The organism is Maribacter sp. BPC-D8, from assembly GCF_035207705.1.
Lineage (GTDB): Bacteria > Bacteroidota > Bacteroidia > Flavobacteriales > Flavobacteriaceae > Maribacter.
Genome location: NZ_CP128187.1, coordinates 558,716 through 571,244, shown reverse-complemented (window position 1 = coordinate 571,244; position 12,529 = coordinate 558,716). Strand labels below are relative to the sequence as shown.

12 protein-coding genes are annotated in these 12,529 nt (G+C 35.6%); all 12 read left to right on the top strand.

Going from position 1 to position 12,529, the window contains the following annotated elements; genetic code table 11:
• The first annotated feature begins 146 nt into the window (after nucleotides 1–146).
• The 12 genes from QSV08_RS02370 (at nucleotide 147) to QSV08_RS02315 (ending at nucleotide 12,516) form a co-directional block, all read left to right on the top strand.
• Nucleotides 147–1,478 (top strand): cytochrome ubiquinol oxidase subunit I, encoded by a 1,332-nt coding sequence (locus QSV08_RS02370; RefSeq protein WP_324026235.1) that lies wholly within the window; start codon nucleotides 147–149, stop codon nucleotides 1,476–1,478.
• A gap of 2 nt (nucleotides 1,479–1,480) precedes the next feature.
• Nucleotides 1,481–2,554 carry a cytochrome d ubiquinol oxidase subunit II gene (gene cydB, locus QSV08_RS02365; RefSeq protein ID WP_324026233.1) on the top strand — a complete coding sequence of 358 codons (1,074 nt, stop codon included), beginning with the start codon at nucleotides 1,481–1,483 and terminating at the stop codon, nucleotides 2,552–2,554.
• Nucleotides 2,555–2,569: 15 nt separating this feature from the next.
• Nucleotides 2,570–2,869 (top strand): hypothetical protein, encoded by a 300-nt coding sequence (locus QSV08_RS02360; protein WP_324026231.1) that lies wholly within the window; start codon nucleotides 2,570–2,572, stop codon nucleotides 2,867–2,869.
• A gap of 380 nt (nucleotides 2,870–3,249) precedes the next feature.
• Nucleotides 3,250–4,704: an NAD(P)/FAD-dependent oxidoreductase gene (locus QSV08_RS02355; RefSeq protein WP_324026229.1), complete on the top strand. Its 1,455-nt coding sequence runs from the start codon at nucleotides 3,250–3,252 to the stop codon at nucleotides 4,702–4,704.
• A gap of 54 nt (nucleotides 4,705–4,758) precedes the next feature.
• Nucleotides 4,759–4,899, top strand: a complete 141-nt coding sequence (locus QSV08_RS02350; RefSeq protein WP_166638609.1) for a hypothetical protein — start codon at nucleotides 4,759–4,761, stop codon at nucleotides 4,897–4,899.
• Entirely contained in the window at nucleotides 4,899–5,093 is a 195-nt protein-coding gene (locus tag QSV08_RS02345) for a DUF6132 family protein (RefSeq protein ID WP_324026227.1), read from the top strand. The genes QSV08_RS02350 and QSV08_RS02345 overlap by 1 nt, the downstream gene beginning before the upstream one ends.
• 155 nt (nucleotides 5,094–5,248) lie before the next feature.
• On the top strand, nucleotides 5,249–6,553 hold the full coding sequence (locus QSV08_RS02340) for a TolC family protein (RefSeq protein ID WP_324026225.1): 1,305 nt from the start codon (nucleotides 5,249–5,251) through the stop codon (nucleotides 6,551–6,553).
• Nucleotides 6,554–6,585: 32 nt separating this feature from the next.
• Entirely contained in the window at nucleotides 6,586–7,668 is a 1,083-nt protein-coding gene (locus QSV08_RS02335; RefSeq protein ID WP_324026223.1) for an efflux RND transporter periplasmic adaptor subunit, read from the top strand.
• A 124-nt stretch (nucleotides 7,669–7,792) separates the two neighbouring features.
• On the top strand, nucleotides 7,793–11,017 hold the full coding sequence (locus QSV08_RS02330; RefSeq protein WP_324026221.1) for an efflux RND transporter permease subunit: 3,225 nt from the start codon (nucleotides 7,793–7,795) through the stop codon (nucleotides 11,015–11,017).
• 60 nt (nucleotides 11,018–11,077) lie between these two features.
• Nucleotides 11,078–11,263, top strand: a complete 186-nt coding sequence (locus QSV08_RS02325) for a DUF2892 domain-containing protein (protein WP_324026219.1) — start codon at nucleotides 11,078–11,080, stop codon at nucleotides 11,261–11,263.
• A 277-nt stretch (nucleotides 11,264–11,540) separates the two neighbouring features.
• Nucleotides 11,541–12,101, top strand: coding sequence for a YeeE/YedE family protein (locus QSV08_RS02320; RefSeq protein WP_324026217.1), 561 nt, complete (start codon nucleotides 11,541–11,543; stop codon nucleotides 12,099–12,101).
• Nucleotide 12,102: 1 nt separating this feature from the next.
• Complete coding sequence (locus QSV08_RS02315; RefSeq protein ID WP_324026215.1) at nucleotides 12,103–12,516, top strand: DUF6691 family protein; 414 nt, start codon at nucleotides 12,103–12,105, stop codon at nucleotides 12,514–12,516.
• The last annotated feature ends 13 nt before the right edge of the window (nucleotides 12,517–12,529 follow it).

Genomic DNA, 12,529 nt, shown 5'->3' with positions numbered 1-12,529 from the left:
TTAAACATTAATTCTATAAGCTCTTTAATTTTGTTTTTATTATTCTTTTATTTTGAATTTTCTTCAAATATGTAACATTGGATACTTTTAAAAATCATACGTTGGTTACCTTTGTAACATTCAAAATATTGTAAAGTAAATAGACTATGGAGGACATGATTTTTTATGATAGATTGCAGTTTGCATTTACTATCACATTCCACTATATATTTCCTCAATTAACAATGGGGCTATCTTTATTGATAGTTTATTTTAAATGGAAATACCTTAGAAATAAGATTGAAAAATATAATGATACTGCTAAATTTTTAATGAAAATATTTGCCATCAACTTTACCATGGGTGTGGTAACGGGCATACCAATGGAGTTTCAATTTGGTACCAACTGGGCAAAATTCTCTGAACTTACGGGTGGTATTATTGGTCAGACCTTGGCTATGGAAGGTATGTTTTCTTTCTTTTTAGAATCTTCCTTTTTAGCACTCTTTATTTTTGGTGAAAAGTTAATGGGGCAAAAATTACACCTCTTAACTGGCTTTCTAGTATTCTTAGGGTCTTGGGCAAGTGGTTGGTTCATTTTAGCGACCAATGCTTGGATGCAACACCCCGTTGGCTATGAAATATTAGAAAACGGCAAATTCGTTTTAGAAAACTTCTCTGCCCTATTCAGCAACCCATGGCTCTTACCTGCGTTCTTACATAATCAACTCGCTTCTGTTGTTACTTCTTCCTTTGTAGTAGCAAGTATAGGTGCCTTTTATATTTTGAGAGAAAAGCAAGTTGAACATGGTAAACTACTTTTAAAAACTGGAGTAATTTTTGGTTTAGTTTCTAGTATTTTGGTGGCTTTCCCTACGGGAGATTGGAATGCGAAAAACGTTGCGAAATACCAACCAGCCGCTTTTGCTGCTATGGAGGGTATTTTTGAAACTGAAGATGCGGGTGCTGAAATTGTACTTATTGGACAACCGAATATGGTAGAGAAAAAGCTGGATAACAAAATTGCCGTACCAAACATATTAAGCTTTTTAACCTATCAAGAATGGGATAAACAGATTGTCGGTATGGATAAATTTGAAAAAGAAGAATTACCAGACAACGTGCCTGCACTATATTATTCGTATCATATTATGGTTGGTTTGGGCACCGTATTTATGGCTGTTATGGCATTGGCATCCTTTCTATTATGGCGTAAAAAATTATATAATATCAAACCGCTACTATGGACAATTATGTTTCTAGTTCCATTCCCTTATATAGCAAACCTAACAGGTTGGTATACCGCTGAATTAGGTAGACAACCGTATTTGGTTTATGGCTTATTAAGAACTAGCGATGGTATTTCACCAACCGTTTCATCTGGTAACACCTTGTTTACTTTACTAGGTTTTGTTGCTTTATATATGCTACTAGGGCTACTTTTTTTAGTCTTAGTCGGTAAAACTATTAACGAAGGTCCAAAACCTAAATTACATTAATTATGGAAATATTCTGGTACATTTTAATCGCCACTGTTTTAGCTGTATTTTTTATTTTAGATGGTTATGATTTCGGAACGGGAATTATTCATTTGTTCTTCGCGAAAACTGAAAAAGACAAAGAGGTAATTGCAAAATCTGCTGGCTTGTTTTGGGATTCTAATGAGGTTTGGTTAGTCGTTGCCGGTGGAATGCTTTTTATGGCTTTCCCTACCTTCTACGCTTCTGTTTTTAGCGGATTCTATTTGCCGCTAATACTCGTTTTATGGCTCATAATCTTTAGAGCTATCGGACTCGAATTAAGGGGGCAATTTAAATTTCAAATGTGGAAAGATATCTGGGATAAATCTTTCGGAGTTTCTAGTTTACTATTAGCCCTATTCTTTGGTATTGCCTTAGGTAACATTGTAAGAGGCGTTAACCTAGGTGGTGTCGATAATGGCATATCTATTCACGAAGGACATTATTTCTTTTTACCATTGTGGGATGGTAGCTTTAGTCCATTAACCGAGCACCCTGGTGTTATAGATTGGTTTACAATTATTATAGGATTAATAGCTGTGGTAACCTTAGCTATACATGGTGCAAACTGGATTATCTTAAAAACCAATTCCTCTATAAACACGAAATTGAAAGGGGTCATTTTCAAGTTAAATATTGCTTTAGCGATACTTACCGTTTTTTCATTAGTTGTATGGCAAATAGTGAATCCGAATTCATTAGATAACTTTGGTGACAAACCATATTTAATCATATTTCCATTAATTTATTTAAGTGGATTGGTAGGATTGTTTTTTATCAAAAAAATAAAAAAAGACAGTCACGCTTTTATACTATCGTCTTTACTGATCGTTGGTGGTATTACATCGTCGTTGGCTTCTTTATTCCCTGTAATATTACCTTCAGTGAATGATACTCATGAACCGTTAACTATTTATAATACTGCGGCATCAGAATACGGGTTGTCTGTGGCCATTTATTGGGGAATTTTAGGTTTTATACTTCTGTTTGTATACATGATCATTCAAAAAAGATTGATGAAAGGTAAAGTCGACAATATGGATTATGGGCATTAGAATAAAGAGACTATCATGACAGGCACCTTAATATCATTGATCAGCATTCTTATGGGTATTATTGCCGCTAACGTTTTTGGTAATTTTAAAAAGAAGTATTCTTTTGGCTTTACCGGCAATACCATAATTGGTGTTTTTGGAAGTATTTTATTCATAAAAACCTTTGGTCGCTTGGGCTTTAACCCATGGTCAATAATGAACAATGGTGATTTTGATGGTTTTCGCCTAGCCATAAATCTAGTAGTATCTGCTATTGGCGGTGTTTTAGGTCTTATAATTGCAAAAAAGGTCTATCAGAAATTCAATAAATCATAATCCATAATACCTACGTATTCAAGAACCATAGCTAATGTGATTTTAAGTATCGTAAGATCTACTCTTTCTCTTCTTTTTTCTTGTTGAGCTTATAAATAAGCCAAATAAAACCTACAACAAAATGAAGCAAGATGATACCTGCAATAATATAAATCAGTGTATTCGAACTACCTCTCATTTGTAATCTATCTTAGAAAATACGTTCAAAATTAATCATCATATAGAAATGCAACTATGATATTAATCAATTTTAGACTATAAATTGATTATCATTATTTTACTCAAAATCTCCCAGTAAAATAAAGAGCTATATGTAACAAATGTTGCTGTGCAACGCTATGTTTAACTTGAACTTCGTGTAAACTTTAAACCTTGTCATAATGTCAAAAATAGTCATACTAGGTGCAGGAATTTCAGGGCATGTTGCTGCTGCGCACCTTCGAAGAAAACTATCGAAAGAACATGAAGTTCTGGTTGTTTCACCAAATAGCAATTACCAATGGATACCATCTAATATATGGGTAGGTATAGGTCGTATGAAGTCTGAAGAAATTCTATTTCCATTACCTCCATTATACAAGAAAAAAAATATAGGTTATAAGCAGGCTCTAGTCACTACTTTTCATCCAGAAGGTGATGCAGAATCAGCTAGTCCGTTCGTAAACATCAAATACGTTAATGGCGAACAAAAAGGTAATACCGAAAAGGTAACTTATGACTATCTCATTAATGCCACCGGACCAAAACTAGCCTTTGACATGACCGAGGGCTTAAACCCTGGTACTAATAAAGCCTACTCTGTTTGTACTTATAGTCATGCAGAACACGCATGGCATGCCCTAGATGATTTGATCCAGCAAATGAAACAAGGCAAAAAAGCAAAAATTTTAATTGGTACCGGACACGCAAAATCTACTTGCCAAGGCGCTGCTTTTGAATATATCTTAAATGTAGAGCAAGAGCTTAGAAGACATAATGTACGTGACCAAGCTGAAGTTATTTGGATTGCCAATGAGTATCAGTTAGGTGATTTTGGTATGGATGGCGTGCTACTTAGTTATGGTGACAATATCATGAAATCTAGTGAAATGGTAGAAATGGTTTTTGAAGACCGTGGTATTAAATGGATTCTTGGCGCCGGAGTAAACAAAATTGAAGATGGTATAGCGCATTATGAAACATTAGATGGTGAGTATAAATCTGAAACATATGATTTTGCCATGCTAATACCTGCATTTTCCGGACATGGTTTTAAAGCCTTTGGTAAGAACAATGAAGACATTACCGAAAGGCTTTTTAAAGGTTTTATGTTGGTAGATGCCGATTATACTGCTAAACCATATGAAGAATGGAGCGTACAAGATTGGCCTGAAACTTATCAGAATCCGTCATACAAAAACATATTCGCACCTGGTATTGCATTCGCCCCACCACACGCAATTTCAAAACCTCGAGTAAGCAAAAATGGTACTTCAATATCTCCTGCCCCACCTCGTACGGGTATGCCTTCTGGCATTACTGCTAAGTTGGTTGCAGATAATATCATAGACGCCATCAACGGAAAAAAAGATTTACACCATAAGGGTTCTTTAGGTAACATGGGTGCTGCATGTATTGCTTCTGCAGGTTATGGCATGACAAAAGGTAGTGGCGTAAGTATTACCACCTACCCCATTGTACCTGATTATAACAAATACCCCGATACTCAAGGTCGTAAATTGGGTAAAACCTTTGGAGAAATAGGTTTAGCTGGTCACTGGTTAAAATTAGCGCTGCATTATGCTTTTATATACAAGGCAAAAATGAAGCCCTTCTGGTGGCTAATTCCGGAATAATTTCAAGTTCGACATCTTTAAAACTTGAAAGAATAACACTTAAAATCTAAAAAAATGACACAAAGAATATCGAAATCTAAACGTTTTTATATGATGAATCCTATAATTCAATTCTTCAAATTCATCTGGTTGAGTATCAAAATAATGCTAGTGGTGGCCGGTGGTCATGGCGGTACTAGAAAAGTCAATAATTAATGAATAAAAAAGTTATTCTCATAACTACTATAGGCATAGTCATCGGCGCTATAGCTGGTTACTTATACTATGCCGAAATCGGCTGCATAAGTGGTACTTGCGCTATAACTTCAAAACCTTTAAATAGTACATTATACGGTAGTTTAATGGGTGGTTTACTCGCAAATACATTTGTAAAATCTCCTAAAAAATAAATTTCAATTTAAAAAGTCAACGAAGGTATTTCTGTAATGGGAATACCTTTTTTTTTATTTAGAAACTTTTTTTTACCAACAAATCTTCTTAGGTAACATTAGTTACTGTGCAGTCTTTTTTACTGCTCTAATTTTGTATCAAATAAATGAATACCATGAAATATAAACTAGGATGGATATTGTTGTTCGTCTTTTATTCTGGCTTGGCACAAGAAGTAAAATCTATTACAAAAGATGAAGTGCTGACTAAGGTAAAAGAAAGTAATAATACACTGAAAATGGCAGAACAAGATGTGTTAGTTGCCAAGGGTGATTTCAATCAGACCAATGCTATTCTATTGCCAAACATTAGTGTATCGCATACTGGTATTGCTACCACTAACCCGTTAATGGCATTTGGATCTAAACTGAATCAAGAAATTTTGACTGCTGCAGATTTTAATCCAGATGTATTAAATGACCCACGTCAAATCGAAGATTTTGCAACTCGAGTAGAAGTACAACAACCATTGATAAACTTCGATGGCATCTACCAGCGTAAAGCGGCAAAGGCAAAATTGACCGCTACAGAATTACAGTCTGGTCGTACAGAAGATTACTTAGCCCTTGAGGTTGAAAAGGCGTATATGCAATTACAACTTGCTTATAAAACCGTTACCGTTTTAGAGAAAGCTCAAGAAACTGCTTTAGAAAATAAGCGTATTGCCGACAATAGTTACAAGCAAGGTTACCTACAAAAATCTGATGTTCTTTCTGTAGAAGTAAGAGTTACCGAAATCGATAATCAATTGCAATACGCAAAAAGTAACATTCTAAATGCAAGCAACTATTTATCGGTATTAATGAATGCTGATGAGAATGAAATTTTAAAGCCTTCAGATTCACTTGCAATTACTAGTTATGCTAATACAACGAACGTAAACTTATCTGAAAACAGAAAAGATATTTTAGCGATGAATTCTGCTACCGAAGCATATAGACAAATGCATAAGGCAGACCAAATGGCTTTCTTACCTCGTTTAAATGCTTTTGGTACTTATGAGTTACATGACGATGAAATTTTTCAAGGTCAAGCGCAAGGGTATTTATTTGGTGCAGAGTTAAAATGGAACCTTTTTGAGGGTAGCAAGCGTTTTGGAAAATCTCAAAAGAGCAAGGCGGAGTATGATAAATCTAAATTACAGTTAGAGCAGTATAAATCTGAAAGTCAATTAGAGCTTAACAAAGCGAAAAGAGGTTTTGAAGATGCTCAAAATAAATTAAAGCTAACAAAGCTAGCACTAGAACAATCTGAAGAATCATTGCGCATCCGTACCAATAGATTTAAGCAAGGTTTAGAAAAGACTACTGATTTATTACTATCTGAAACACAATATTCTCAAAAGCAATTAGAGTATTACGCTACAATTTTTCAACATAATTACGCCTTGGCGTATGTACAGTTTTTAACGAAAGAATAGAGTACCACAATCACTTAATACCATTCATAAAGATGAAAAATAAAAAATATATAATCACAGCTATTTTAGGTGCAACAATCTTGTTCTCTAGTTGTGGTAACGATGATAAAAAAGCGGAAGTCGATAATTCACCTGCTGTAGCCGTTCAAACAAAAACTGTTTCTGAAGATAGTAGCAGTCCGTTTTTAACGGTAAGCGGAAAAATCGAAGCAGCCAAGAGTGCAAACATTAGCACTAGAATGATGGGGTACGTTGATAAAATATATGTTGGTGTTGGTGATAAAGTAAATAAAGGTCAATTATTAATGAGTGTTAATAATGCAGATGTTTCTGCGCAATTAGCGCAGGTAAATGCCGGTATTACTGAAGCTGAAGCTGCCTATACCAATGCAGAAAAAGACTTTAATCGTTTTACTGCATTATTTCAAGAGAATAGTGCATCACAGAAAGAGCTAGATGATATTACTGCCAATTACAATATGGCAAAAGCAAGAGTGGAATCTGCCAAGCAAATGAAAAACGGTGTCAATGCCCAAATGGGCTATGCGAATATTCGCGCTCCGTTTAACGGTGTAGTCACCAATAAATTTATAAATGCAGGTGATATGGCTAACCCAGGCATGCCTTTGATGGAAGTGGAATCTCCTGGTTCGTACCAAGTGCTTGCCATGGTACCTGAATCTGAAATTCTTGCTGTTAAAAATGACACTGAAGTTAGTGTACAAATCAAAGCATTAAATAAAAGCATAAAAGGAAAAGTGACCGAAGTAAGTACGTCTTCAAAGAACACAGGCGGACAGTATATGGTAAAGGTCATTTTAGACAAAACAGATGTACAAATACTTTCTGGTATGTACGCTACCGTACAATTTCCTATTGCAAGAAAAACAACAAGTTCTGCTGTAATGATTCCAGTAGAAGCTATAGTTAAGAAAGGTCAACTATCTGGCATCTATACCGTAAGTCAAAGCAATACTGCATTACTAAGATGGTTACGACTGGGTAGAACTTTTGGTGATCAAGTAGAAGTATTATCTGGTCTATCGGCAGATGAGCAATATATAGTTTCTGCTGAGGGAAAATTATTCAACGGCGCCAAAATCTCAAATCAATAAACGAGTCTGGGTTAGGGATTGAAGCGGTTACCCCACAGGCATTTTTTTATGCCGAGGAGTAAAAGTGAAAAGCCCGACCACCTGTCTTTTACAGGTGGGAACACACAAATAAAATAAAGAAATAATGAAGGAAGGTTTAGCTGGTAAAATTGCCAAATTATTTATAGGCAGCAAGTTAACGGTACTTTTAATGATTGTTTTCATGGTCATTGGGGTGTACAGTTCGTTTTTAATCCCTAGGGAAGAAGAACCACAAATTGATGTGCCTATGGCCGACATTTTTGTAGGCTACCCTGGCGCGAGTCCCGAAGAAGTAGAATCGCGGGTCATTAAACCTTTAGAAAAATTAATTTCAAATATTAAAGGTGTAGAATATGTGTACTCCACATCGATGAAAGAACAAGGTATGGTCATCGTTCAGTTTTATGTGGGCGAAGATATTGAGCGCTCTTTCGTAAAGTTATACAACGAAATCAATAAGCATATGGATATTATGCCGCAGGGCGTAACTTTTCCGCTGGTAAAAACCCGTGCTATTGATGATGTACCGATGCTCGGCCTTACCCTTTGGAGCGAAAACTATGATGGGTATCAGTTAAGCCAAATGGCTCAAGAACTGGAAAGTGAAATCAAGAAGGTAAATGATGTTGCCATTACCCATAAAATCGGAAATCAAGACCGTCAATTACGCGTGGTTTTAGATAAAGATAAACTAGCCGCTAGCGGATTAGATTTTTTATCTGTTTCTGAAATGATCAAGGCTAATAATGCCCAATTAAGTTCTGGTAGTTTTGATAAAAATGATACCGAGTTCTTAGTAAATACCGGCAATTTTTTGGCTTCGGTTACCGATGTTGAAAATCTTGTTGTTGGTGTTCAACAAAATCAGCCTATTTATTTAAAGCAGATTGCCAGTATTATCGACGGACCAGAAATTCCTCAAAGTTATGTTTCATTAGGTTTTGGTCAGGCAAGCGATAAGGTATCAGATTACAAATCTGAATACCCTGCAGTAACTATTTCTGTGGCAAAAAGAAAAGGTGCCGATGCAATGAAAATTGCGGACATTGTTATTGATAAAGTTGAACATTTACGTACCACTTTAATACCAGATGACGTACATGTAGAAATCACTAGAAACTATGGTGAAACGGCATCTCATAAAGTCTCTGAACTTTTATTACACTTAATAGGGTCTATAATTGCGGTAACATTAGTTGTGATGTTGGCAATGGGCTGGCGTGGTGGTTTGGTCGTATTCTTGTCTGTACCAATTACGTTTGCTTTGACGTTGTTGAGCTATTATATGCTTGACTATACATTAAACAGAATTACATTATTTGCTTTAGTTTTTGTAACAGGTATTGTGGTAGATGACTCGATTATTATAGCCGAGAATATGCACCGGCATTTTAAAATGAAACGCCTACCCTTTAAAGAAGCAGCTCTCTATGCTATTAACGAAGTTGGTAACCCTACTATTTTAGCAACGTTTACTGTAATTGCCTCTGTACTACCGATGGCATTTGTATCTGGACTTATGGGCCCATATATGGCACCTATGCCAATTGGGGCTTCTATTGCCATGATATTATCACTTTTTGTGGCCTTGACCATAACACCATATTTGGGGTATATTTTCTTGAGAGAAAAAGAGAAAAAAGGTGAAGTTGAAAAGGTAGAGAAACCATTAGAGGAAACCTTTATTTATAAAATTTATAATAAATATGAACGCCCACTAATTGAAAACAAAAGAAAACGCTGGTTGTTTTTAGGACTGACTTTTTTAATGCTAATGGCATCAATGGTTTTGTTCTTTACCAAATCTGTAGCTGTAAAGATGTTGCCTTTTGACAACAAAAATGAGTTTCAAGTGGTTATTGATATGTCCGAAGGCACCACCCTTGAACGTACAGGTGTAGTTGCTCAAGAAATTTCTCAATATCTATCTACTAGACCAGAGGTTGTAAATTACCAGAACTACGTAGGTACCTCTGCCCCTATTACCTTTAACGGTTTGGTGCGCCATTACGATTTACGTGGTGGTAGCAATATGGCAGATATTCAAGTAAACCTTATTGATAAAGATGAACGTTCTGCTCAAAGTCATGATATAGCAAGTTTACTACGACCAGATATTCAAAAAATAGCTGCTAAATACAATGCTAATGTTAAGTTGGTGGAAGTTCCGCCAGGACCTCCTGTACTTTCTACAATTGTAGCTGAAGTATATGGACCTGATTATGAGGAACAGATTAAAATTGCGAATAGCGTACAAGACATTTTGAAAAATACTGATGATGTTGTTGATATCGATTGGCTAGTTGAAGCTGACCAAACTGAATATAATTTTGAAATTAACAAAGAGAAAGCAATGCTTTATGGCGTGGCACCACAGCAAATTGCCTATACCATGAATATGGCTTTATCAAATAGAGCCATCACAAATTTATATGATGAGAATGCTATCGACCAAGTTGGTTTGGTGCTCGCTTTAGATGAAAAAGAAAAGTCGACTATTACAGATATTTCTCAATTGAAGATTACCTCTAAACAGGGTAATATGGTGCCTATTGCCGATTTAGTAGATATTAAAGAAACTATAAGTGATAAGAGTATTTACCGCAAAAATCAAAAACGTGTGGTATATGTAATGGCAGATATGGCGGGGGAATTGGAGAGTCCTGCATACGCGATATTAGGAATGGAAGAAAAGCTTAAAGAAATTGCTTTACCTAAAGGATATGAGATTACCGAAATGTACTTAGGTCAACCTGAGTTTGAAGATGACTACACCGTTAAATGGGATGGGGAATGGCAAATTACGCTTGAAGTATTCCGTGATTTAGGTATCGCCTTTATGGGTGCCATCATCTTAATTTATATTTTAATTGTAGGATGGTTTCAAAACTTTAAAGCACCAATAGTAATGATGGTTGCGATACCATTATCATTAATTGGAATTATATTAGGTCACTGGATTATGGGAGCATTTTTTACCGCTACTTCTTTTATTGGTATGATTGCCCTCGCAGGTATCATGGTACGAAATTCGGTACTACTCATAGATTTCATTAATCTACGTTTAGCCGAAGGTGTACCTATAAAACAAGCTGCTATTGAAGCTGGGGCGGTACGTACAACCCCTATTCTATTAACAGCAGGTACTGTTGTAATTGGAGCATTCGTAATCTTATTCGATCCAATTTTTCAAGGTCTAGCGATTTCGTTGATGGGTGGTACTATTGTTTCTACCGTTCTTACCTTATTGGTGGTACCATTGGTGTATTATATGATAGAAAAGAAAAACTATCCAGAAACTACGGATAGCACAGAAATTAATGAATAAAAAAATCAGTAATCAGCAGCACTTTAGTGGTGCTGTTGATTCTTATAAAAATAGAACAACATGTTAAACACATATTTTAGAGTTATAGTAGGTACAATGGTTTTGTTGAGTGTTGTATTAGCTGTTTATGTTAATATCAACTGGTTATGGTTTACGGTATTTATAGGTGTAAATATCATACAGTCGGCTTTTACAAAATGGTGCTTATTAGAAACTATTCTTAAAACATTCGGAATTAAAAATTAGTAGTATTCTAAATTCATGTGCTCTAAAAGGTAATTAGTGCTTTGTTAAATTTGTAAAAAACCTTTTATTATAATAAAACAAGGAAAAAAATCATCAATTGCGCATAACCTACCGCATTTCAGAATTTTACACTGCCTAAACCTCTTATCGCAATTAGGTTAATTGTTCAGAAAATTATAATTCATTTAGTTAATGTCATTCTTATGTAACCTTAGTTACATAAGAATGATTTTCTTTGCGCTTTCTTTAGCGCTTTTGGACTTTAACTAAATAGATAATGAATTTAATATATGATCCATGGCCATGGTATGTGGCCGGACCTTTAATTGCCCTCACCATGTTTATTCTGCTCTATGCAGGTAAACAATTCGGTATGTCATCTAACCTTAGAACTATGTGTTCTATTGGCGGTGCAGGCAAATACTCAGATTTTTTTAAGTTCGATTGGAGAGCGCAACGGTGGAATTTAGTTGTTGTGGTTGGTGCCGTAATTGGCGGCTTTATCGCTTCTCAGTTTATGTCTGATAACAAGGTAGTTATAAATCCTGATGTTGCACAACAGCTTTCAACAGATTACGGAATAGATAGCGCTGGCGAAGCTTATTTACCAACAGAACTTTTTGCAACTGAAAACCTTTCAGACCCATTTGTATTGGCTGTTTTAATTATCGGAGGATTCTTAGTAGGTTTTGGTGCTCGTTATGCCGGTGGTTGTACCAGCGGGCATGCCATATCTGGACTAAGTAATTTACAGTTACCTTCTTTAATTGCCGTTATCGGTTTCTTTATTGGTGGTCTAGTTATGATTCATCTTTTATTCCCTCTAATATTCAGTTAACATGAAATATATAAGTTATTTAACCATAGGTATATTTTTTGGTATCATCATGTATAAATCTGAAGCTGCCTCGTGGTTTCGCATTTACGAGATGTTTCAATTTGGATCCTTCCACATGTATGGTATTATCGGCTCTGCCCTTGCTATCGGTATTATTGGTGTGCAAATCATCAAAAAATATAAGATTAAGGCGATTGGTGGCAATGAAATGAATTTACACCCTAAAACGAAAAGTGTTGCCCGTTATTTAATTGGTGGTATTATTTTCGGATTAGGCTGGGCGTTGGCTGGTGCTTGCCCCGGACCAATGTATGTGCTTGTTGGTGCTGGCTACTACTCTATTCTTGTTGTTATTGGCGGAGCACTTTTAGGTACTTTCGTGTACGGATTAGTGAAAAATAAATTACCCCATTAAATTAATAAAGTGA

Bases quoted from the DNA above. Each gene is read 5' to 3' on its own strand.
- QSV08_RS02315 (WP_324026215.1), top strand. From the start codon at position 12,103: ATGAAATATATAAGTTATTTAACCATAGGTATATTTTTTGGTATCATC.
- QSV08_RS02325 (WP_324026219.1), top strand. From the start codon at position 11,078: ATGTTAAACACATATTTTAGAGTTATAGTAGGTACAATGGTTTTGTTG.
- QSV08_RS02330 (WP_324026221.1), top strand. From the start codon at position 7,793: ATGAAGGAAGGTTTAGCTGGTAAAATTGCCAAATTATTTATAGGCAGC.
- QSV08_RS02335 (WP_324026223.1), top strand. From the start codon at position 6,586: ATGAAAAATAAAAAATATATAATCACAGCTATTTTAGGTGCAACAATC.
- QSV08_RS02360 (WP_324026231.1), top strand. From the start codon at position 2,570: ATGACAGGCACCTTAATATCATTGATCAGCATTCTTATGGGTATTATT.
- QSV08_RS02340 (WP_324026225.1), top strand. From the start codon at position 5,249: ATGAAATATAAACTAGGATGGATATTGTTGTTCGTCTTTTATTCTGGC.
- cydB (WP_324026233.1), top strand. From the start codon at position 1,481: ATGGAAATATTCTGGTACATTTTAATCGCCACTGTTTTAGCTGTATTT.
- QSV08_RS02345 (WP_324026227.1), top strand. From the start codon at position 4,899: ATGAATAAAAAAGTTATTCTCATAACTACTATAGGCATAGTCATCGGC.
- QSV08_RS02350 (WP_166638609.1), top strand. From the start codon at position 4,759: ATGACACAAAGAATATCGAAATCTAAACGTTTTTATATGATGAATCCT.
- QSV08_RS02370 (WP_324026235.1), top strand. From the start codon at position 147: ATGGAGGACATGATTTTTTATGATAGATTGCAGTTTGCATTTACTATC.
- QSV08_RS02320 (WP_324026217.1), top strand. From the start codon at position 11,541: ATGAATTTAATATATGATCCATGGCCATGGTATGTGGCCGGACCTTTA.
- QSV08_RS02355 (WP_324026229.1), top strand. From the start codon at position 3,250: ATGTCAAAAATAGTCATACTAGGTGCAGGAATTTCAGGGCATGTTGCT.